Source organism: Paraburkholderia sp. Tr-20389 (assembly GCF_017104565.1).
In the GTDB taxonomy this organism is placed as follows: Bacteria; Pseudomonadota; Gammaproteobacteria; order Burkholderiales; family Burkholderiaceae; genus Paraburkholderia.
Window position 1 is genome coordinate 230,041 of sequence record NZ_JAAGPD010000009.1, and the last position, 21,748, is coordinate 251,788.

Consider the following 21,748-nt stretch of genomic DNA (forward strand, 5'->3'; position numbering starts at 1 on the left):
TGCCGCGCGGCACACTGATGATTCAAGGCACGACTTCCGACGCGGGCAAGAGCACGCTCGTCGCCGGTCTGTGCCGCCTCGCGCGGCGCGCAGGCGTGCGGGTCGCGCCGTTCAAGCCGCAGAACATGGCGCTCAACAGCGCGGTGACCGTCGACGGCGGCGAGATCGGCCGCGCGCAGGCGTTGCAGGCGGTGGCCGCCGGCATCGACGCGCATACCGACCTGAACCCTGTGCTGCTCAAGCCGACCAGCGACCGGGGCGCGCAGGTGATCATCCACGGCAAGGCGCGCATGAATCTCGACGCGCGCGCGTATCACGACTACAAGCCCGTCGCGTTCGAGGCCGTGCTGGCGTCGTATGCGCGGCTGAAGGCGTCGTACGACACGATCTTCGTCGAAGGCGCAGGCAGTCCCGCCGAAATCAATCTGCGCGAGCGCGACATCGCGAACATGGGCTTTGCGGAGGCGGTGGACTGCCCCGTCGTGCTCGTCGCCGACATCGATCGCGGCGGCGTGTTCGCGCATCTGACGGGCACGCTCGCGTGTCTGTCCGACAGCGAACAGGCGCGCGTGCGCGGCTTCGTGATCAATCGCTTTCGCGGCGACGTGAGCCTGTTGCAGCCGGGGCTCGACTGGCTCGAGGCGAAGACGGGCAAGCCCGTGCTCGGCGTCGTGCCGTATCTGCACGGCCTCACGCTCGATGCCGAAGACATGCTGCCGCGCGAGCTGCGCGCCGCGCAGGCCAGCGCGGACGCGCTGCGCGTCGTCGTGCCCGCGCTGCCGCATATCAGCAATCACACCGATTTCGACGCGCTGCGCGCACATCCGCAAGTCGACTTCCACTACGTGCGCGCGGGCAGCACGCCGCCGCCTGCCGATCTGATCATTTTGCCGGGCTCGAAGAACGTGCAGGGCGATCTTGCGTTCCTGCGCGCGCAGGGCTGGGACGCGGTGTTGCAACGGCATCTGCGCTACGGCGGACGTGTGATCGGCATTTGCGGCGGTATGCAGATGCTCGGCCGCGAAGTGGCCGACCCGTATGGCGTGGAAGGTCCGCCCGCGACAGTCGCCGGCCTCGGCTGGCTCGACTTCTCGACGACGCTCACGCGCGACAAGACGCTGAAGAACGTGACGGGGCGCCTGGCGACGGACGCCGCCGACATCGCGGGCTACGAGATTCACATGGGAGAAACGCACGGGCCCGCGCTCGACGCGCCCGCGCTGCTGCTCGCCGACGAAGGGGGCGGCGTGCGCCCCGACGGCGCCCGTTCCGCCGATGGCCAGATTCTCGCAACCTACGTGCACGGTCTGTTCGACACGCCCGCCGCGTGCGCGTCGCTGCTCGCGTGGGCCGGGCTGAAAGACGCCGGGGCGATCGACTATCCGGCGCTGCGAGAAGCGTCGCTGGAGCGGCTCGCCGACACGCTCGCCGAACACCTCGATCTGAAGCGTCTATGGGCGGCTGTCTGCTGATTCGTTCTCGATAGGAATTAATCTAAGTCAATAGGGCGGTTTTTCCCGCGCAGTGGTTCGAATACAGTCCGTTCCATCGACGACGCAACCGGCGCCGTCAAACCTGATCTCTGAGGAACCGACATGAACCCGACCGCAAGCAACCAAGCCGATCTTGCCGCCACCATCCTGCGCGTCGCGCTAGGCGTGCTGTACCTCGCGCACAGCCTGCAAAAAATCTTCGTCTTCACGCTGCCGGGCACGGCGCAGTTCTTCCAGTCGATCGGCTTTCCGGGCTGGCTCGGCTATCTGACCGCGTTCGTCGAACTGGCTGGCGGGATCGCACTGCTGCTCGGCGTGCAGGTCCGCTGGGTCGCGCTGGTGCTGGTGCCGTTCATGCTCGGCGCGCTGTCCGTGCATCTGCCGAACGGCTGGGGCTTCGCGTCGCCGCACGGCGGCTGGGAATATCCGGCGTTCTGGGCTGTCACGCTCGTCGTGCAGTCGCTGCTGGGTAACGGCCTGTTTGCGGTGAGCGGCGCGAAGGCGGCGCCCGTTGCCCAGGCTCGCAACGCGGCCTGATCCGGATGGGCGGCGGGTGAGCGGGCTTCTTGCGCCTGGCTTGCCCGCTCGATCGCCTCCGCTTGCTTACTTCCGCTCGTTCACTTCTGCGCGATCACCTCGGCCATTGCCGTAACGCATCCGCCATGCGTTCAGCCACTTCTTCCCAATCGCGCGCGGCCGATTGCCTGAACAGGCGCATCACGCCCGGATACCACGGCGAATCGTCGCGTTCGAGCAGCCAGCGCCAGTCGGTCCAGTCATGCGGCAGCATCAGCCAGCACGGTTTGCCGAGCGCGCCCGCGACGTGCGCCGCAGCCGTGTCGACGGCGATCAGCAAGTCCAGTTGCGTGATGATGGCCGCCGTATCCGCGAAATCCTCGATCGCCGAGCCGAAATCCACGATGGGCTGCCCGGCGGGCGGCGCGGCCGCTTCGTCCTCCCCCTGGCCTTTCTGCAGGCTGAAGAACGTTATGTCGGGCACGCTCCACAGCGGCGCGAGCGGCGCGAGGCCGGGAAGCGAGCGCGTCGCGTCGTGCTGGTTTCCGGCGAAGCCTTTCCACACGAGTCCGACTTTCAGGCCACGCCCCGTCGGCAGACGGGCGCGCCAGCGCTCGATGCGTTCCGGCGAGGCGTGCAGATAAGGCAGCGCGGCGGGAAGGGTATCGAGGGTCGTGCCGAACCGCAACGGCAGGCTCAATGGATACACCCAGAAGTCGTGCCGGCCGATCTGGCCGCTGTGCGTCTTGACCTCGTCGACGCTATCCAGCGTTTTCATCAGCGGTTCGAGGGGCGCGGGACACATCAGCGTCAGATGCCGCACGCCGAGCGTCTTCAAAAGCGGCGCGTAGCGCGCGAACTGCACACAGTCGCCGTAGCCTTGCTCGTGCCACAACACGAGCGTCTTTCCGTCGAGCGATTCGCCTTGCCACTGCGGCGTCCCGGCCGGTGGCGGGACGTCCTTCGGACAGCGTTGCGGCGCATAGCGCGCTTCCGCGTGCGGCCAGCCTTCTGCGAGGCGGCCTTGGGTGAGCAGGAGAACGGCGAGGTTCCAGTGGGCGTCGGCGAAATCCGGCGCAAGCGCGAGGGTCTGACGATAGACGGCCTCCGCTTCGTCGTAGCGGCGGGTGAGCTTGAGGGCCGTGCCCAGATTGTGCAACGCGTCGCGGTGATCGGGCTGCACGGCAAGTGCCCGCCGGAACACCGTCTCTGCTTCCGCGGGCTGCACGCTGCGCAGCAACGCCATGCCGAGGTTGTACAGCGCGTGGACATAAGTCCCGTCGATTTCGAGCGCCGCGCGGAACATGGCGACGGATTCGTCCAGACGGCTTTCTTCCATCAGCAGGTTGCCGAGATTGTTGCGGGCGGCGAGGAGCTTCGGTTCGAATTCGATCGCCCGGCGATAGGCCGCTTCGGCTTCACGCGCACGCGATGTTTTCGTCAGCGTTTCAGCCAGGTAGAAATGCGCCAGCCCGCAGCGCGGGTCGAGTTCGAGAGCCCGAAGGCAGGTTGCTTCGGCCTCCTGCGTTCGCTGGCGCCGCAGCAGCATCTCACCGAGATTGGCGAGAAAATGCGCGTCTTCACGCAACGCGATGGCGCGGCGCAGCAGCGCTTCGGCTTCGATCCACACGCCTCGCGCCGACAGCACGACGCCGAGCAGATGCAGTGCGTCGGCGTGATGCGGGTCGTGTTCGAGCGTGGCGCGATAGCCGCGTTCGGCTTCGTCGAGACGGCCGGCAAGGTGGGCTTCGAAGGCGGCCTGGAAGTTCGGAGATACAGTGGGCATGGTGCAGCCGCAGCGAAAGCTGCGGCAGAAATCGCAGTGGAATCGCCTATCTTAATCGCCCGATGTTCGGGAGTGCTCGCCAGATTTGTCGTAAATCGTCATATCCGTGCGAGCCTCTGCGCTGCCCGTTCGAGCCTTCAGTACAGCACGATCTGCGTACAGCGGAACAGCGCCATCGTCTTGCCGTTGGGATCGGTGACGGTCGCATCCCACACCTGCGTGCTGCGCCCCAGGTGCACGGCTTTGGCGACGGTGCGGATCGTCCCATCCCGCGAGGTGCCGAGGAAGTTGCTCTTCAGTTCGATCGTCGTGAAGTTGGTCGCGTTGTCGGGCAGATGCGCGAGACACGCATAGCCGCACGCCGTATCGGCGAGACCGATCACGGTGGCCGCATGCAGAAAGCCGTTCGGCGCCAGCAGTTCGCTGCGCACGGTCAGCTCGGCCGTCAGCGTGCCCTCGTCGAGCGCGATGACGCGCACGCCCAGCAGGCCCGGGAGCGAGCCCTTCTGGCGTTCGTGAAGCCGGTCGATCGTGTAGTCGCTGCGAAGTTTGCTCATGGTCATGGTTCTCAAAAAAAGGGGCTGGAAGCGTCCTTCAAGCGTGTAGGGGCTTCGGCCTGACAGGTTTTGCCGATATTATCAACGCCTGGAACGAATGGGCCACGCCGCGCGCACGGGCATCGGCAGCAGGAGCCGCCGACTCAGCGAACCGCCGCGCGCGGGCGGGCCGGAAGTCGAGCGGCAAACCGGCTGGCCAGCGCCAGCCATCTTCCCGGGAGAATTCATGACGGTGATCGTGGTGGCGAATCCAAAAGGCGGCGTGGGCAAGAGCACGCTGTCGACCAATCTGGCTGGCTACTTTGCGGCTGAAGGCCAATGGGTCGCGCTCGCCGATCTGGACCGGCAGCAGTCCGCGCACGCATGGCTCGATCTGCGTCCGGAAACCTTGCCGGCCATCGAAACCTGGCAGGTCGACCCGGACGCGCCGGCGAAGCCGCCCAAGGGCCTCGAGCAGGCCGTGATCGATACGCCTGCCGGCCTGCATGGCAACCGGCTGAACGTCGCGCTGTCGCTGGCCGACAAGGTGATCGTGCCGCTACAGCCGTCCATCTTCGATATTCTCGCGACCAAGGAATTTCTCGAGCGGCTCGCGAAGGAAAAGGCCGTGCGCAAGGGCGCGATCGAGATCGGCGTGGTCGGCATGCGGGTAGATGCACGCACGAAGTCGGCGGACCAGCTGCATCGCTTCGTCGAGGGGCTCGATCTGCCCGTCCTCGGCTATCTGCGCGACACGCAGAACTACGTGCAGCTGGCGGCGCATGGCCTGACGCTGTGGGACGTCGCGAAAAGCCGCGTCGAGAAGGATCTGGAGCAGTGGGAGTCGATTACCGCGTGGGTCGACGGGAAGGGCCACGGCGTCAAAGCCGGGAGCGGGAAAGCCGAAGGCGGGAAAGCCGAAAACGGCAAGGCCGCGAACGGGAAGGGCGCAAATAAAAAGGGCTGAAGGCGCGTCTCGCGCATCTTCAGCCCGTCTGCAGCTCCGGCGGCCCGACGGCCGCGGTGCTCAGGTCCAGCTTTGCGTCGGCACGTGATCGCGGCTGCCCTTGATCGCGTTGTTCTCGTCGACGAACACCAGATCCGGCTTCCAGCCCGCCTTGAGTTCTTCCTCGTCGACGTTCGCGAACGCCGCGATGATCACCAGATCGCCCAGTTGCGCGCGCCGTGCCGCCGAGCCGTTCAGCGAGATCATGCCGCTGCCGCGCTCGCCCTTGATCGCATACGTCGAAAAGCGCTCGCCGTTGTTGATGTTCCAGATGTCGATGCGCTCGTTCTCGACGATATTCGCCGCTTCGAGCAGGTTCTCGTCGATCGCGCACGATCCTTCGTAGTGCAGTTCGCAGTGCGTGACCACCGCGCGGTGAATCTTCGACTTCAGCATGTTGCGTTGCATGGCTAATCCTTCCGGCGTCAGATTTCGAGGTTGTCAATCAGGCGCGTCGCGCCGAGCTTGGCAGCCGCCACCACGACGAGCGGCGCATCCAGGTCCTGCGCGGTGGGCGCGACCAGGTTCGAGCGTTTGCGAATCGCGATGTAGTCCGGCTTCCAGCCGCGCGCGGCGAGCGACGCCATCGCTTCCTGTTCGAGCTTCGCGAAGTCGCGGTTGCCCGACAGCACGGCCTGGCGCACGCTTTGCAGCGCGGCGGCCAGCATCGGCGCTTCGGCGCGCTCGGCTTCCGACAGAAAGCGGTTGCGCGAGCTGAGCGCGAGACCGTCGGTGTCGCGCACGGTTTCGGCGGCGATGATGTCGCATGGCAGCGCGAACTGCTCGGTCATCGCGCGCACGATCATCAGTTGCTGGTAGTCCTTCTTGCCGAACACGGCGACGCGCGGCTGCACGCACGACATCAGCTTCATCACGACCGTGCACACGCCCGTGAAGAAGCCGGGGCGGAACTCGCCTTCCAGAATGTCGCCGAGGTCGTGCGGCGGATGTACGCGGTATTCCTGCGGCTGCGGATACATGTCCCGTTCCGTCGGCGCGAACAGCACGTAGACGTTCTCTTTCTGCAGTTTCTCGATGTCCGCTTCCAGCGTGCGCGGGTACTTGTCGAAATCTTCGTTCGGGCCGAACTGCAGCCGGTTCACGAAGATGCTCGCCACGACGGGGTCGCCATGCTGGCGCGCGAGGCGCATCAGCGACAGATGGCCCTCGTGCAGGTTGCCCATCGTCGGCACGAAGGCGGTGCGGTTCTGGCCGCGCAACTGGTCGCGCAATTCCTGGATCGAACTGATGACTTTCATGGTCGGGCGATGTTGGGAGCCGCGCGAGGTGCGTGGCTCGTGGTTGTCTCGGTCACGCGACGGAGCGCGCGGTTTCGTGATATCCGCGAAACCGGGGGCGGCCATCGATGCCGTCCTTCCGGTGGCCAGCTTCAAAGCGCGCGATTGTAGTGGATTTATTGTTGTGCTGCACCGATCCAGGATGGGGGGTATACGCCAGGAATCCCGGATGTTGGAACAGAGCGCCGGCCGGATAAGGCCGGCAGCGTGTCAGGCGGGCAGGTAGGCCAGCCGCACGTAAATTGGCGCGAAGGGCTCGGCCTGCGTGATCTCGACCAGCGATTCACGCGACAGTTCGAGCATCGCAATGAAGTTCACGACCACGACGGGTACGCCGCGCGTCGTGTCGAACAGCTCGGAAAACTCCATGAAGCGCGCGTTCTGCAGCCTGCGCAGGATCACGCTCATGTGTTCGCGCACGGACAGTTCCTCGCGCGAAATCTTGTGATGCTGAACCAGCTTGGCGCGCTTGATCACGTCGGCCCACGCGGAACGCAGGTCGTCCGTGTTCACATCCGGAAAGCGCGGCGTGATGCTCTGCTCGATGTACACCTCGGCGCGCAGGAAATCGCGCCCGAGTTGCGGCAACTGGTCGAGGCGCTGCGCGGCGAGCTTCATCTGCTCGTATTCGAGCAGACGGCGCACCAGTTCGGCGCGCGGGTCTTCCGCTTCCTCGCCCGTGTCCGCCTTCTTCACGGGCAGCAGCATGCGTGACTTGATCTCGATCAGCATCGCGGCCATCAGCAGATATTCGGCGGCGAGTTCGAGATTGGTCTTGCGCAGTTGTTCGACATAGCCGAGGTACTGGGCCGTCACATCGGCCATCGGAATGTCGAGCACGTTGAAGTTCTGCTTGCGGATCAGGTACAGCAACAGATCCAGCGGGCCTTCGAAAGTCTCCAGAAAGACTTCGAGCGCGTCGGGCGGAATGTACAGGTCCTGCGGCAGCTTGAAGAGCGGCTCGCCGTACAGGCGAGCGAAAGCAATGCCGTCGACGGTGTTGGTCGTCGAATCGGTGGCGGGCGCGGCGAGCGCTGCGTCGGACTGTTCCGATGCGGCGCGGGCCTCGTCGGCGGTGGTCACTTAAAAGTTCTGGTAGTAGACGTACGAGGTCTGGTTCACGCGTGCAGCCTGATTGGACGCGCGTTCGTCGAGGTCGATAGGCTGCTTGTCCCACAGCAGCGCGCGGCCGCGGCGCTGCTCGTCTTCCAGAGAGGGCTTTTGCTGCTTCAGTTGATTCAGGAACTGCGTGATATCCGATTGATACATGGCTCGACGTCCGTGAATGAAGATGACGGCGCCCGGAAGGTGGGTCTGATGCGGGGCCGCTGGTGCAGAACAGGATTTTACCGCAAGCCTGCGCGAGCCAAGTGAAAAGTCAGCGGAACCGCGAGCGGTGGGCGGCGTCCAAGGCGGGCAACCGGTCTGCCAGGTCGGCGCCGCGCGCCGCTATCCCGGCGGCTATCCCGTTAATGGCGTGCTGCCGCCGATGTGTTCAAATAGCGCCGTTCCCCTGTGCCGCGACGGCGCCGGGTGTCGGCAGTGTTCAACAAATCGTCAAAAGAGCCGGAGGTCGTGTTTGGCGGGGTGGGCCATCGAGCGATCGCGCGAGCGCCGCAGCGAAAACACAGTGACGGACGGTCGCGCCGGGCGGCGCGCATCGTTGGCGGCGATGCTGCTGCGCGCCTGTCTGTCGTGCGGCTTCTGCGCGCTGCTGCTGGCGACGACGCACGCCCACGCCGCGCGCGCGAAGCCGACTTACAAGGTCGACGTCGAGGTGGAGCCGCGCTCGCTGCGCAAGCTGCTCGAAGAACATCTCGACATTTCCCGCTTCGCGAAACGCGACGACATCAGCCCCGAGCAGTTCGAGTTTCTCGTGACGGCGACGCCGCAGCAGGTGCGCGATCTGGCGTCGACGGAAGGCTATTTCACGCCCGTCGTGCGGACCGACGTGCGCACGATCGACGACAAGAGAGTTGTGCGCGTGTCCGTCGATCCCGGTCCGCGCACCACCATATCGTCGATTTCACTGTCGTTTCGCGGCCCCGTGCTGACGGAAGACCCCGAGCAGGAGAACAAGACCCGCTTCGCGTTCTCGCTGCACGAGGGCGATCCATTCACCCAAGGCAACTGGGACGATGCGAAGGAAGCGGCGCTCAAGGCGCTGCAGTCGCGCCGCTATCTGGGCGCGAAGATCGCGCGTTCGGAAGCACGGGTCGATCCGCGTACGCACGACGCGCAGCTGTCCGTCACCTTCGACAGCGGTCCCACGTTCACGATGGGCAAGCTCGACGTGTCGGGCCCGAGGCGCTATCCGGAACGCATCATCGAGAACGTGAATCCGATTTCGCCGGGCGAAGTCTACGACGTGCAGCGCGTGACCGAACTGCAGCGTCAGTTGCAGAACACACCGTACTACGCGAGCGTCGCGATCGACGTCGGCAACGACACGGAAAAGCCGCTCGAAACGCCGATGCACGTGAAGGTGAGCGAGTATCCGTACAACAGCGTGCGCGGCGGCGTCGGCTATTCGACGGACACGGGCGCGCATATCCAGGGCTCGTATTCGTATCTCGACACGTTCGGCGCAGCCTGGCCGTTCACCGTCGCCGGCCGGCTCGACCAGATCCAGCAGTACGGCCAGGTGACGCTCGCGATGCCGCCCGGCCTGCGCGGCTGGACCAACAGCGCGCTCGTGTCGTACACGAGCACCGATGTGTCCGACACGCGTATCTACAGCTTGCGGGCGGGCTTGCAGCGCGCCCGCACGTCGCAGTACATCGACTACGCGTATTCGCTCCTCTACTACCAGGACAGGCTGGACCAGAACACCCAGGCACCGACCACGAGCCGCGCGCTCGTGCCCGGCTGGTCGTGGACGCGCCGCAATACCGACGACCCGCTGTTTCCGCGCTCGGGCAACCTGATTCACGTCGAGGCAGGCTTTGCCGTGAAAGGCGCGCTGACCGATCAGACCTTCATCCGCGGCTATGCGCGCGGCCAGCAATACTTGCCCGTCGGCGCGCGCGACCTGGTTCTGTTTCGCGCGGAACTGGGCGGCGTGTTCACGAGCGGGCCGTCGAGCGGCGTGCCGGCGTCGCTGCTGTTCCGCGCGGGCGGCTCGAATTCGGTGCGCGGCTACGGGTATCAGAGTATCGGTAACAACGTCGGCGGCTCGATTCTGCCGACCAAGTACCTCGTGACGGGCACTTCCGAATATCAGCACTGGTTCAACCGGGACTGGGGCGCCGCCGTGTTCTTCGATATCGGCACGGCTACCGATACCTGGGGCGAAAAGATTTTCTATCCGGGCGTCGGCCTGGGCGCGCGCTGGCGCAGCCCCGTCGGCCCGGTGAACATCGATCTCGCATACGGCACGCGCAACCGCAGTGTGCGGCCGTATCTGACGCTCGGCATTGCGTTCTGACATCACACTTTGAGCATGACGACGGATCCATCCGCGAATTCATCCGGGAACACGCCTGACGGTACGCCGCCGGACGGCGCGCCGCCGCGCGGTCCGGACGGTCCGGACACGCCGCCGCCCGCCCGCAAGCCGCGGCGCCGGCTGTGGAAGGTGATCGCGTGGGCGATCTTCGCGCCGCTGATGATCGTCGCGCTCATCGGCGGCTTGCTGTACGGCGTCGTGGTGACCGAGCGCGGCACCGCGTACGCGTGGCAGACGGCCGTGAAGCTGCTGCACGGCCAGCTCGAAGGCAAGCTCGACGGCGGCTCGATTGCAACGGGGCTGCACATGCGCGATGTGCGCTGGCGCAGCCTCGACGGCAGCGGCACGGACATCCGTGTCGACCGGATCGACGCGCGATGGGCGCTCGACGACAAGCCGTGGCGCTTCGTCGTCGATTACCTGCACGTGGGCACGGTCGACGCGCGCATCGCGCCGTCCACGTCGAAGTCCGAGCCGATGAGCCTGCCGAAGGATTTGCGGCTGCCGCTGCAACTGGCTGTGCGCGATCTGAGCGTCGAGAAGCTGGTGTTGCACGAAGGCGCGTCGACGAATGAATATTCCCGCCTGCTGTTCCACGGACGCAGCGACGGCCGTCATCACGAGGCTTCCGTCGATCGCCTCGATACGCCGTTCGGCGCGGTGACGGCCGCGGCGAAGCTCGACGGCATGCGGCCGTTTCCGCTGACGGGCGACGCAGGCTACTCCGGCAAGGTCAACAACGAAGCCGTGCAGGTGAGTGCGCACCTGTCGGGCTCGCTCGAAACGCTGATCGCCGAACTCGACGCGACGGGGATGAAGCTGACGGGCCACGCGCGCGTCGAGGCGACGCCGTTTGCGGACGTGCCGCTGCAGCGGGCAACGCTGACCTTCGATCACGTCAACCCGCAGGCCTTCGCGCCGGGCGCACCGCTGGCGGATCTCGCCGTGCGCGCGGAACTGCACCCGGTGCAGCGCGATGCGTCAGGGCAGGGCATGACGGGTGCGCCCGACGCGGCGAGCATCGCCAGCGCCGTGATTGCCGCCAGTGCAGCGTCAGGGGCCAGCGCCGGGAGCCAGGCGAAATCCGCGCGTTCGGCCAGTTCTGCCGGCGCGACGAAAGCGGGCCGCGCGGCCAGCGGCCCGGTCCTCGCGAGCGCGGCCAGTCTGGCCAGCGCGCCCCTCGCTACGCCGACAGCCGACGCGGGTGCCGACCACCGCCCGCCGGGCTTTGCGGTGCAAGGTGAGGTGTCCATCGTGAACGCGAAGCCGGGCTCGATCGACGAACATCTGCTGCCGCTGATCGACGCGCGCGCCGACGTTCAGCTCGATGCAAAGGCGCAGCGCATTTCGAATCTCAACGTGCGTCTCGTCAAGGACGCGACGATCACGGGCGGCGGCGCGCTGATGGGCAAGCGCGGCCAGTTCGACCTGCAGGTCGCGAAGCTGGATCTGAACGCGCTGCAGTCGAGCGTGCGGCCGACCCAGTTCGGCGGTCCCGTGTCGATTCGCCTGAACGACGACGTACAAAGCGTGACGCTCGATCTGAACGATCCGAAGGCGGCGCTGCGTGCGCAGGGCAAGATCACGCTCGATCGCGCGCGCACGAGCTTCAACGACGTGCGCGTGAGCGCCGGTAAGGGACGCATCGACCTCAACGGTGCGATCAAGCGCGATGCCAGTTCGACGTACAACCTCAAGGCGACGCTGACGGATTTCGATCCCTTGTTGCTGACGACGCAAACGCCTTCGCGCTCGGCGGCGCCTGCCCACGCGGGTGCTGCAGGCGGAAAAGGCAAGCGTGCTACCAACGCAAGCGAACCGAAACCAGCGCCGAAACCCCCCGCGAAAACGTCAACGAAAGCGCCTGCGTCACGCAAGATCGAAGCACGCGTGAACGGCACGCTGACGGCGGCGGGCGTGCTTGCACCAACCTTCACGACCAAAGCCGAATTCCGTCTCGGCGAAAGCGTCTACGACGGCCTGCCGATGACGGGCAGCGGCACCATCCAGCTGGCCGGCTCGCGCATCCTGCCGAGCCGCGCGAACCTGTCGGTGGCGGGCAATCAGGTCGATCTGCAGGGCAGCTTCGGCGCACGCGGCGATCGCCTGCGTTTTCACGTCGACGCGCCGGAACTGGAGCGGCTCGGCTTCGGCCTTGCCGGTCTGGTGGCGGCGCAGGGCGATGTGACGGGCACCTTCGAGCATCCGAACGTCGCGCTCGACTACAAGGCGGAGAATGTCGTCTTCGGCGCGAACACGATCGGTCACGCCGAAGGTCACGCCGAACTGCGCGACGGCGCCAACGGCGCGATGGTCTTCACGACGGACGCGCGCAACGTCAGCACGGCGGGCGTCGAGCTGAACACGCTCACTGCGCGCCTGAACGGCACGCGCGCGAAGCACACACTCGATGCCGCCGCGACGGGCACGCTGCAGGGCCGCCCGCTCGATCTGGCCGTCGCCGCGAACGGCAAGCTCACCGACGCGCGCGACGGCACCCACTGGGACGGCACGGTGACGCGCCTGTCGAACAAGGGCACGCCCGCGCTGAACATGGAGGCGCCGCTCACCGTCAGCGCGGGCGGCGGCCGCTTGACGCTCGGCCCGACGAGGCTCGCGCTCGAAGGCGCGGTGCTCGACCTGAAGTCGTTCGCGCTCGATCGCGGGCGCATCCGCTCGGCGGGCACGCTGACTGGGGTGTCGGTGGCGCGCATGCTCGAATTGCGTCAGGAATTCACGGGCGTGCCGTCGACGCTCAAGACCGACCTCATCTTCGACGGCAACTGGGATTTCGCGCTCGGCGAGACGGCGACGGGCCATATCGAGCTGAAGCGGCGCGGCGGCGACATCACGATCGAAGTGGGGCGCGGCTTTGCGCCGCTCGGCATCACCGACGTCGCCGCACGCACGGACTTCAGCGGCGGCAATCAGCTGAACGTGACCGCGCATGCGCAGGCGAGCCGGATCGGTGTGATCGATGTGTCGGCGCACACGACGCTCGTGCCGCGCGACGGCGTGCTGACCGTCAACGACGAAGGTCCGCTGACGGGCACGATCAACGCGAACGTGCCGTCGCTGAAGACGACGGGCGGCCTGTTCGGGCCGAGCTACCTGCTCGACGGCCATCTGGCGCTGAAGCTCGCGCTCGGCGGTACGGTCGCGAAGCCGAACCTGTCGGGATCGCTGGTCGGCGACGATATTTCCGCGACGCTCGTCGATCTCGGCGTGCAGCTGAAGGACGGCATCGTGCGGATTGCGTTGTCCGAGAATCTCGTCGATTTCCAGCAGGTCGAGTTTCACGGCGCGACGGGCACGCTGCGCGCGACGGGCCGCGTGCGCCTCGACAACGCCGAGCCCGATCTGACGGCGAGCATCGTCGCCGACAAGCTCGAACTGTTCGCGTCGCCGGACCGGCAACTGACGATGTCGGGCAGCGCGAGCATCGCGAACGCGGGCACGCAGGGTGGCCTCGCGATCAACGGCAAGTTCGTCATCGATCACGCGCTCTTCGACATGCCCGACAAGTCCGAGCCGCGTCTGGGCGACGATGTCGTGGTCGTGCGTCCGGATGGATCGGTGGCGGGCGGCAAGCCGCAGGAAGTCGGCAACTCGAACAAGCCGGTCGGCCGGTTCGCGCCGCGCGCCAATATCGATATCGATCTTGGACAGAAATTCCGTTTCCGCGGACAGGGCGCGGATGTCGGCCTGCGCGGCACGATCACCGCGCTGAGCGCGCCCAACATGCCGCTGCGCGCCGTGGGCAACGTGCGCGTGACGGAAGGCTCGACCTATACGGCTTTTGGCCGCAAGCTCGGCATCGAAAATGGCTTCTTCACCTTCAACGGGCCGGTCGCGAATCCCGGCATCAATATTCTCGCGATGCGGCGCAACCAGCAGGTCGAAGCGGGCGTGCAGGTGACGGGCACGATCCAGTCGCCCGTCGCGAAGCTGGTGTCGGAACCGAGCGTGCCGGACAACGAAAAGTTGTCCTGGCTGCTGTTCGGCCACGGCACCGACCAGGGCAACAACGTCGGTCAGCAAAGCACGATGACGACGGCGCTGGCGCTGCTTGGCAGCGCCAGCGGCAAGCGCATCGCGCAAGAGTTCGGACTCGACGAATTCTCGATCGGGCGCAGCGAAGTGGGTCTGACCGACCCACAGGTCGTGATGGTGTCGAAGGCGATCAGCGAGTGGCTCGTGATCGGCTACGAACAGGGATTGCAGTCGGCCAGCAACGCGATCAAGGCGACGGTGAACCTGACGCGCTACTGGTCGGTGGCCGTGTACGGCGGCACCTTCCAGGGGATGGATCTGCAATACACGCGGCGCTTCGACCGGTTGCGGTGGTGACTTTCAAAACGACGTAAAAAAACCGGCGGGCGTCTCGCGCCTCGCCGGTTCGTCTGCTGACTGCAGAAACGCGTTACTTCGATTTCGCCCGCGATTTGCTGCTCTTCCTCGTATCGGACCGCGGCTTCGCGTGGTCTTGCGCCTGCGCGTTGACCAGCGCGAGCACATGCCGGCCGAACGCTTCAGGCCGGCCTTCGAAAATCCGCTCGACGGCCTTCTTCTCGATCATCTGACGGCGCAAGGCTTCACGCTCATCGTGTTGGGTGGCGAGGCGCACGGCTGCGCGCACGTACTCGTCGATCGAATGCGCCGTCAGCCACGCGGGCATGCCGGCGCGTTCGAACAGACCGCTGTCGATGTGCTCGAACACCTCGGGGCCGCACAGATTCACACCGGGCAAGCCGAGCGTGAATGCGTCGACGATTCCGTTCGTATTGCCGAACGGGAATGGGCTCACGAACATGTCCATGACGTTGATGACCTTCAGATACGTGCTGTAGCTCAATCCGCCGTACACCAGCACGTTGCTGCGCGGTAGCGCGGACTCCACCAGCTTGCGCACATAGGCGATGTCGAGGCCTTCGGACCACGACGTCATGAAGTGGAAGCACACGCGAACCCCGGCCGTTTCGATGATCTGCCGGCACGCGTCGAGGAAGCGCGGATTGAGCTTCATCGCGCTCGCGGTCACGGCGATGTTCAGATATGCGCCGCGCTCGGGAACGCTCGGGGTGATGTCGGTCAGCAGCTTGGACGGCACATACGGCTGGCCGTCCTTCGGCAGACGCATCAGCTTCTCGCTGAAGCACGCCGGGTCGCCGACGAAATCTTCCTCGACGCTCACATAGTCGATGCACTCGGCGTGCATCGTCGCGGGATGGCCGAGCGCGGCGATCTGTAGCGGCGCAACGCGCACGTTCGTCATGAAGATGGTGTGCGGGAACATGCCGACGCTCGGCATGTAGAGCACGGCGGGCGGGTTCTCCCGCGCGAAGTTCTGGATCTGGCGAACGATCTCGCCGACATACTCAGGATGCTCGAACGGAATAAAGCGGTCGAACACCTCGCGTCCCGCGGCGTCCACATGTTGCGCTTCACCGAACGCGACGACTTCGAAGCGCTCGCGTGCCGCGAGCATCGTGCGCGAATGCGTGCGGTAGATCGAATGGCCGCCGTTGAACCATTCGAGCACGACGATCATCAGCGGCTTGCGGGCAGCGCCGTTTTCACGCTTTCCGGCGTTGTCAGGCAGGACGGCGCGTCCGGCTTCGGCTTCGTGCGCGAGCAGGCCGAGTTCGCCCAGCTTTCTGCGTACGAGCTGGCTGATGCCGCGCTTCATCGCGTGCCGGTTCGGCAGGTCCGAGTAGCTGCAATGCATGTAGGCGCCGCAGACGGCCGGGCCCGGCAAGTCGTCGAGATCCTGGATGGATTCGAGCGCATGCGGCAGCCACTCGATCAGACGTTCACGCTTCTCATGCGCAGCCGGTGAGATCACCACGGCGGAACTGACGACCGACATGCCGAGGCTCGTTGCCAGTACCGGCTCGCTTTTCGCGAGATCGGCGAGGTCGATGTCGTATTCGGATTCGACCGTGTACAGCACGATCTGTTTTCTGATCAACGCCTTTGCGGCTTCGGGATCGTCTGGTTGGGGCGAGTGCGCGAGCAACGCGTGCAGGATGTGATCCATGCTGCCGTACGACGATGCGACGAATAGCATGTTGAGCCAGTGGCGGCTCGAGAAAAGCTGATTGAACTGCAGGTCATTCAGTCGGAAGTGCGGATCGGCGAGGAGGGCGGTGATTGCGTCGGCGATGCGCTGCAGCGTCGAGGTGCCTTCTTCGCTTATCGGGCGAGTGGGATCGGCGAAGGCCAGGTCGACGCCCGGCAGCCGGCTGCGGTTCGAGATGAACGTATTGATCAGCACGACCAGCGCTTCATGCGCTGCTTCGTAGTCGCGCGCGGCGACGAGGGTTTCGAACTGCTCCAGGGAAAATTCAGTGCTCATGTCGGTAATCGAGTGAAGGCGGCCCGGGTCTGGTCGGGCGCGTCGTGTCAACATGGGGAAGCGGGCGAGACCTGGCGGCGTGTGGGAGCGCCGTCGATACATCCGCCGTGATGTCCGTGTCGTCAGCGAAGGGGCTCGCTGACGCGCGTGTCACAAACAGGTCTCAATTTTCAAAGAATTCGTGCCGAATGAATCTAGGAGCAGTCTTATTTTGAGAGAGGAGCGACTCGCCGGAGCGCGGTTCGAGACGAAAAAAAAGCACGTCCGAAGACGTGCTTTCTGGTTGGCGACGAGTGCGCCGGTAGATCGATGCGAGCGTTACTTGACGCGCATGCCCGGCTTCGCGCCGCTGTCCGGTTCGAGCACGTAGATGCCCGGTTCGGCCTTCTCGTCAGCCGCCGATGCCGCGAGCACCATGCCTTCCGACAAGCCGAACTTCATCTTGCGCGGCGCGAGGTTCGCGACCATGACGGTCAGCTTGCCGACCAGTTGCTCCGGCTGATACGCCGACTTGATGCCGGAGAACACGTTGCGCGTCTTTTCTTCGCCGACGTCGAGCGTCAGTTGCAGCAGCTTGTCCGAGCCCTCGACCGCTTTGCAATCGACGATCTTCGCAATGCGCAGATCGATCTTCGCGAAGTCGTCGATCGAGATGATGCCGCTGTCGTCGGGCTTTGCCGCTGCATCGCCGTGGGTGGCGGCCGTCGCTTTCGCGTGCGCCTTGGCTTTGGCCTTGGCGTCGGCCGATTGTGCTTCGGCGGATGCGGCCGGTTGCAGCGAACCGCGGTTTGCGGCGAGCAATGCTTCGATCTGCTTCGGATCGACGCGCGTCATCAGATGCTTGTACGCGTTGATCGCGTGCGTCGAGCTGAGCGGCGCATCGGCGTCCGTCCACTTGAGCGGCTCGATGCCGAGGAACGCCTCGGCCGCTTCCGCGACCTTCGGCAGCACCGGCTTGAGCGCCAGCGACAGCAGACGGAACGCCTCCAGCGACACGCTGCACGTTTCGTGCAGCGCGACTGCGTTGGCGGGATCTTTCGCCTGATCCCACGGCTTGGCCGTGTCGACGTATGCATTGACGGAATCCGCGAGTTCCATCGTCAGGCGTAGTGCGCGGCCGTAGTCGCGTGCCTCGTAGTGCGCGGCGATCTGCGGAATCGCATTGCGCAGCGAGGCGAGCAGCGGATGCTGCATCGCGCTGTCCTGCACGCGGCCGTCGAAGCGCTTGATCAGGAAACCCGCCGCGCGGCTCGCGATGTTCACGTACTTGCCGACGAGGTCGCTGTTCACACGCGCCTGGAAGTCCTCGAGGTTCAGGTCGATGTCTTCCATCGTGCTGTTCAGCTTGGCCGCGAAGTAGTAGCGCAGCCATTCGGGGTTCATGCCCGTTTCGATCACGCTGTTGGCCGTGATGAATGTGCCGCGCGACTTGGACATCTTCGCGCCGTCGACGGTCAGGAAGCCGTGCGCGAACACGTTGGTCGGCGTGCGATGACCCGAGAATTCGAGCATCGCCGGCCAGAACAGCGTGTGGAAGTACAGGATGTCCTTGCCGATGAAGTGGTACTGCTCGGTCGTTGCGCCTTGCTTCGTCCACGCGTCGAAATCGAGGCCGCGCTTTTCGGCGAGGTTGCGGAAGCTCGCGTAATAGCCGACGGGCGCATCCAGCCACACGTAGAAGTACTTGCCCGGCGCGCCCGGAATCTCGAAGCCGAAATAGGGCGCGTCGCGCGAGATGTCCCAGTCGGCAAGCTTCGCTTCGCCTGCGTCGCCGAGCCATTCGCGCATCTTGTTGGTCGCTTCCTGCTGCGCGAGACCGCCCACCCAGCCGCGCAGGAAATTCTCGCAGCGCGGGTCGGACAGCTTGAAGAAGTAGTGCGTCGACGTCTTCTTGATAGGCGTCGCGCCCGACACGACGGAGTACGGGTTGATCAGTTCAGTCGGCTGATAGGTCGAGCCGCACACTTCGCAGTTGTCGCCGTACTGGTCCTTCGCGTGGCACTTCGGACATTCGCCCTTGATGAAGCGGTCCGGCAGGAACATCTCCCTGACGGGGTCGTACGCCTGCTCGATGTCGCGTGCCTCGATCAGGCCGGCTGCCTGCAACGACGTGTAGATCGACTCGGAGAGCACGCGGTTCTCTTCGGAGTCGGTCGAGTAGTAGTTGTCGAACGAAATGCCGAAGTTGTCGAAGTCGCGCTTGTGTTCCTGCCACACGCGGTCGATCAGCTGCTTGGGCGTGATGCCTTCCTGCTCCGCCTTCAGCATGATCGGGGTGCCGTGCGTGTCGTCGGCGCCGACGTAGTAGACCTCGTGCCCGTGCATTCGCAGCGCGCGGACCCAGATGTCCGTCTGGATATATTCGACCAGATGGCCGATATGGATTTGCCCGTTCGCGTACGGCAGGGCAGACGTGACGAGGATCTGGCGGCGGGCCTTCGGCGCGCCGGCGGCGGTGAGGTCCGCGGATTGAACCGCGGTGGCGTCGGTTGCTGACATGTGGGTTCTGTGGACTGGCGCAAGGTACGGGCGGCTGTCCGTCACGACGTTCGACGTCGGTGGACGGCGCTGTGCCCAGGACCGCACGGGCGGGGATGTCCGCTCATGCAGCTCGGGTTGTCGAACGCGGCGGCGCTGACTTTCGTCGCGGGAAACCGGCCCGAACCGCTGATTTTACCAGCGTGATTCATCGAAGGCAGCGCGTATGCGTTGTGCAAGCACCCGTGTGCGTGTCACGCCGCATTCATATTGGCCACGCGGTGAAAGAGGAAGAGGGATGTGTTGCTGGAGGAATGCACGCTGAAGCGGTCGAAACGCGGTCACGCAGCAGGCAAAAACAGCAGGCAAAAAAAACCGGGGCTATGGGCCCCGGAGCAACAACGACAAGAGGAGAATGGTGACGCGGCGGCATCGCCGCACACGTACCGTAAAGACAGACCATGGATTTTCACAAGAGTTCGAAAATTTTTTCGATTGCTTGTGAGACTTGCCGCACGGTGGATCGCGAGGCAGTCGGGGGCTTCCGGCTGAGCCGCCGTCTCGCGATCATGTCTGTCGAACGGTCTTCGCAGGCTTGCCGCGAAGACCCGTCCATCTCCCAAACGTTACTGCGGTTACTGCGCGTGCTGTGCCGTTGCGCGCAGGTAGATCTCCACGCGACGGTTCTGCGCACGGCCTGCTTCCGTGTTGTTGTCGGCGATCGGCTGGTTCGCGCCCATGCCCGTAGCGGACAGGCGCTGAGCCGCGACGCCGTCCGTCGCGAGCTGCTGCGCCACGCTCTGCGCGCGGTTGACCGACAGCGTCTGGTTGTAAGCGGGCTGACCCGTGCTATCCGTGTGGCCCACGACTTGCGCCACCACTTCCGGGTTCTGGTTCAGCGTTTGCGCAACTTGCGACAGAACCGGCGCGAACGACGGCTTGATTGCGTAGCTGTTGGTGTCGAACGTGACCGAACTCGGGATGTTCAGCTTGAGCGAGCCGTCCGGCTGCTCGGTGATCTGCGTGCCCGTACCCTTCGTCGCGCCGCCCAGCTTGTTCTTGATGTTCTGCCAGTTGTAGCCGGTCACGCCGCCGACTGCCGCGCCGACGCCTGCGCCGATCGCAGCGCCCTTGCCGCCGCCGAAGATCGCGCCCAGCGCAGCGCCCGTGCCGGCGCCGACGCCCGTGCCGACGGCCGTGTTCGTGCCTTGTTCAGTCGCGCAGCCGCCGAGCAGCGCGCCGACGACAGCCAGTACCGACAGGCGGGTCATGATTTTTGCATTCATCGTAATGGGTCCTCTCTTGAATAAACGGTCGATGCATGGGCTCGCGAAGCGCGCCGACAGCCGGAAAGGGTCTTCCGGCAGGCCCGGGCGTCAGCCACTACAATGACGACTAGGCAGGCGGCGATTCGGCCCTATTGCAAAACTTGCGCGGCAAGCGTGCCAATGAGACAGGTTTTAGGCAATGCCGGCTAACAATTTCTTTCAATATTTCAGGCGCGTGGCGGAGACTTCGATCGCGCACCGCGCCCAGCGTTCCCACGGAGACTCAATGAGCATCGATCGGGCTTTGGTCGACGCGGCCCTCGCGGCCATCACCGACCCCAACACCCAGCGGCCCTTCGCAGCAGCGAAGAACTTCAGGAACGTGAACGTCGATGGTGCCACGGTCAGCGTCGACGTGGTACTCGGCTATCCGGCCAAACGCCAGTTCGACGCGATTCGCGCGCTGGTCGAGAATGCGCTGCGCGCGGTGCCCGGTGTCGCCGGCACGCGCGTGCAGGTCTCGCAGGACATCGCCGCGCATACGGTGCAACGCGGCGTGAAACTGTTGCCGAACGTGAAGAATATCGTCGCTGTCGCGTCGGGCAAGGGCGGCGTCGGCAAGAGCACGACGGCCGTGAACCTGGCGCTTGCGCTCGCGAGCGAGGGTGCGTCGGTGGGCATTCTCGACGCGGACATCTACGGTCCGTCGCTGCCGATGATGCTGGGCATCGAAGGCCGCCCCGAGTCGCCCGACGGCCAGTCGATGAACCCGATGACAGGCCACGGCGTGCAGGCGAATTCAATCGGTTTTCTGATCGAACAGGACAACCCGATGGTGTGGCGCGGCCCGATGGCGACCTCGGCGCTCGAGCAGCTCCTGCGGCAGACCAACTGGAAGGACCTCGACTACCTGATCGTCGACATGCCGCCGGGCACGGGCGACATCCAGCTCACGCTGTCGCAGCGCGTGCCCGTGACGGGCGCCGTGATCGTCACGACGCCGCAGGACATCGCGCTGCTCGACGCGAAGAAGGGCTTGAAGATGTTCGAGAAGGTGGGCATTCCGATTCTCGGCATCGTCGAGAACATGGGCCTGCATATCTGTTCGAACTGCGGCCACGAGGAGCACATCTTCGGCACGGGTGGGGCGGAGCGCATGTCGAAGGAATATGGCGTCGACGTGCTGGGCAGTCTGCCGCTCGATATCTCGATCCGCGAGCAGGCCGACTCGGGCCAGCCGACGGTCGTCGCGGATCCGGACGGCCGCGTCGCGGAGATCTATCGGTCGATTGCGCGCAAGGTCGCGATTCATATCGCCGAACGCTCGCGCGACATGAGTTCGAAGTTCCCGACCATCGTCGTGCAGAACACGTAACACGCAACATGCGGCACCGCTGCGCAGGCCCGGAAGCGTCTGTGCAGCGAGCCGCACGCGATAACCGAACAACTCCTCAGGGGGCGGGTAGAAAGGGGCCTGAATGGAGCCCTGCTCGCGGTATCATGTCGGCTTCATCAGGTCCGGCAACGCGGTCGCGGGGACGGCCGGCGCTCGACAAGAGGA

At 65.2% G+C, this 21,748-nt stretch carries 15 protein-coding genes; 6 read left to right on the forward strand and 9 right to left on the reverse strand.

Features of this window, described 5'->3' with window-relative positions; genetic code table 11:
- Nucleotides 1–17: 17 nt before the first annotated feature.
- On the forward strand, nt 18–1,472 hold the full coding sequence (locus G3N95_RS13720) for a cobyric acid synthase (RefSeq protein ID WP_205970589.1): 1,455 nt from the start codon (nt 18–20) through the stop codon (nt 1,470–1,472).
- 123 nt (nt 1,473–1,595) lie between these two features.
- Nucleotides 1,596–2,030, forward strand: coding sequence for a DoxX family protein (locus tag G3N95_RS13725; protein ID WP_205970543.1), 435 nt, complete (start codon nt 1,596–1,598; stop codon nt 2,028–2,030).
- A 94-nt stretch (nt 2,031–2,124) separates the two neighbouring features.
- On the opposite strand, the gene G3N95_RS13730 is transcribed toward G3N95_RS13725, so the two are convergent.
- Nucleotides 2,125–3,795: a tetratricopeptide repeat-containing glycosyltransferase family protein gene (locus tag G3N95_RS13730; protein WP_205970544.1), complete on the reverse strand. Its 1,671-nt coding sequence runs from the start codon at nt 3,793–3,795 to the stop codon at nt 2,125–2,127.
- Between the two features lie 137 nt (nt 3,796–3,932).
- Nucleotides 3,933–4,352 carry a PaaI family thioesterase gene (locus G3N95_RS13735; RefSeq protein ID WP_205970545.1) on the reverse strand — a complete coding sequence of 140 codons (420 nt, stop codon included), beginning with the start codon at nt 4,350–4,352 and terminating at the stop codon, nt 3,933–3,935.
- Nucleotides 4,353–4,578: 226 nt separating this feature from the next.
- On the opposite strand from G3N95_RS13735, the gene G3N95_RS13740 reads away from it, so the two are divergent.
- Entirely contained in the window at nt 4,579–5,298 is a 720-nt protein-coding gene (locus G3N95_RS13740) for a ParA family protein (protein ID WP_205970547.1), read from the forward strand.
- A 60-nt stretch (nt 5,299–5,358) separates the two neighbouring features.
- Here G3N95_RS13740 and panD read toward each other — a convergent pair whose 3' ends face one another.
- From panD to G3N95_RS13760, 4 genes are all read right to left on the reverse strand, one after another.
- Entirely contained in the window at nt 5,359–5,745 is a 387-nt protein-coding gene (panD, locus tag G3N95_RS13745) for an aspartate 1-decarboxylase (RefSeq protein ID WP_201659202.1), read from the reverse strand.
- Nucleotides 5,746–5,762: 17 nt separating this feature from the next.
- Nucleotides 5,763–6,596 carry a pantoate--beta-alanine ligase gene (gene panC, locus G3N95_RS13750; RefSeq protein ID WP_205970549.1) on the reverse strand — a complete coding sequence of 278 codons (834 nt, stop codon included), beginning with the start codon at nt 6,594–6,596 and terminating at the stop codon, nt 5,763–5,765.
- A gap of 249 nt (nt 6,597–6,845) precedes the next feature.
- On the reverse strand, nt 6,846–7,718 hold the full coding sequence (locus tag G3N95_RS13755; RefSeq protein ID WP_205970550.1) for a ScpA family protein: 873 nt from the start codon (nt 7,716–7,718) through the stop codon (nt 6,846–6,848).
- The gene (locus G3N95_RS13760) at nt 7,719–7,904 is read right to left on the reverse strand and encodes a DUF3460 family protein (protein WP_205970551.1); all 186 of its coding nucleotides are present in this window, start codon (nt 7,902–7,904) and stop codon (nt 7,719–7,721) included. It lies immediately after the preceding gene.
- Nucleotides 7,905–8,214: 310 nt separating this feature from the next.
- Between G3N95_RS13760 and G3N95_RS13765 the strand changes: the two genes are divergently transcribed.
- Together G3N95_RS13765 and G3N95_RS13770 are read left to right on the forward strand one after the other, a co-directional pair.
- On the forward strand, nt 8,215–10,062 hold the full coding sequence (locus G3N95_RS13765; RefSeq protein WP_205970552.1) for an autotransporter assembly complex family protein: 1,848 nt from the start codon (nt 8,215–8,217) through the stop codon (nt 10,060–10,062).
- A gap of 15 nt (nt 10,063–10,077) precedes the next feature.
- A complete protein-coding gene (locus tag G3N95_RS13770; RefSeq protein WP_205970553.1) occupies nt 10,078–14,433 on the forward strand; it encodes a translocation/assembly module TamB domain-containing protein in 4,356 nt (1,451 codons plus the stop codon).
- Between the two features lie 73 nt (nt 14,434–14,506).
- Here the strand turns inward: G3N95_RS13770 and G3N95_RS13775 are convergent, their stop codons facing one another.
- From G3N95_RS13775 to G3N95_RS13785, 3 genes are all read right to left on the reverse strand, one after another.
- Nucleotides 14,507–16,441: an adhesin gene (locus G3N95_RS13775; protein WP_205970554.1), complete on the reverse strand. Its 1,935-nt coding sequence runs from the start codon at nt 16,439–16,441 to the stop codon at nt 14,507–14,509.
- A gap of 318 nt (nt 16,442–16,759) precedes the next feature.
- Nucleotides 16,760–18,940 (reverse strand): methionine--tRNA ligase, encoded by a 2,181-nt coding sequence (gene metG / locus G3N95_RS13780; protein WP_205970555.1) that lies wholly within the window; start codon nt 18,938–18,940, stop codon nt 16,760–16,762.
- Between the two features lie 614 nt (nt 18,941–19,554).
- Nucleotides 19,555–20,205 (reverse strand): OmpA family protein, encoded by a 651-nt coding sequence (locus G3N95_RS13785; protein WP_205970556.1) that lies wholly within the window; start codon nt 20,203–20,205, stop codon nt 19,555–19,557.
- A gap of 268 nt (nt 20,206–20,473) precedes the next feature.
- On the opposite strand from G3N95_RS13785, the gene apbC reads away from it, so the two are divergent.
- Nucleotides 20,474–21,562 carry an iron-sulfur cluster carrier protein ApbC gene (gene apbC, locus G3N95_RS13790; protein ID WP_205970558.1) on the forward strand — a complete coding sequence of 363 codons (1,089 nt, stop codon included), beginning with the start codon at nt 20,474–20,476 and terminating at the stop codon, nt 21,560–21,562.
- Nucleotides 21,563–21,748 lie beyond the last annotated feature (186 nt).

Excerpts from the sequence above, each read along its gene's own strand:
- G3N95_RS13720 (WP_205970589.1), top strand. The coding sequence starts at position 18 with ATGATTCAAGGCACGACTTCCGACGCGGGCAAGAGCACGCTCGTCGCC.
- G3N95_RS13725 (WP_205970543.1), top strand. The coding sequence starts at position 1,596 with ATGAACCCGACCGCAAGCAACCAAGCCGATCTTGCCGCCACCATCCTG.
- G3N95_RS13730 (WP_205970544.1), bottom strand. The coding sequence starts at position 3,795 with ATGCCCACTGTATCTCCGAACTTCCAGGCCGCCTTCGAAGCCCACCTT.
- G3N95_RS13735 (WP_205970545.1), bottom strand. The coding sequence starts at position 4,352 with ATGAGCAAACTTCGCAGCGACTACACGATCGACCGGCTTCACGAACGC.
- G3N95_RS13740 (WP_205970547.1), top strand. The coding sequence starts at position 4,579 with ATGACGGTGATCGTGGTGGCGAATCCAAAAGGCGGCGTGGGCAAGAGC.
- panD (WP_201659202.1), bottom strand. The coding sequence starts at position 5,745 with ATGCAACGCAACATGCTGAAGTCGAAGATTCACCGCGCGGTGGTCACG.
- panC (WP_205970549.1), bottom strand. The coding sequence starts at position 6,596 with ATGAAAGTCATCAGTTCGATCCAGGAATTGCGCGACCAGTTGCGCGGC.
- G3N95_RS13760 (WP_205970551.1), bottom strand. The coding sequence starts at position 7,904 with ATGTATCAATCGGATATCACGCAGTTCCTGAATCAACTGAAGCAGCAA.
- G3N95_RS13770 (WP_205970553.1), top strand. The coding sequence starts at position 10,078 with ATGACGACGGATCCATCCGCGAATTCATCCGGGAACACGCCTGACGGT.
- G3N95_RS13775 (WP_205970554.1), bottom strand. The coding sequence starts at position 16,441 with ATGAGCACTGAATTTTCCCTGGAGCAGTTCGAAACCCTCGTCGCCGCG.
- metG (WP_205970555.1), bottom strand. The coding sequence starts at position 18,940 with ATGTCAGCAACCGACGCCACCGCGGTTCAATCCGCGGACCTCACCGCC.
- G3N95_RS13785 (WP_205970556.1), bottom strand. The coding sequence starts at position 20,205 with ATGAATGCAAAAATCATGACCCGCCTGTCGGTACTGGCTGTCGTCGGC.
- apbC (WP_205970558.1), top strand. The coding sequence starts at position 20,474 with ATGAGCATCGATCGGGCTTTGGTCGACGCGGCCCTCGCGGCCATCACC.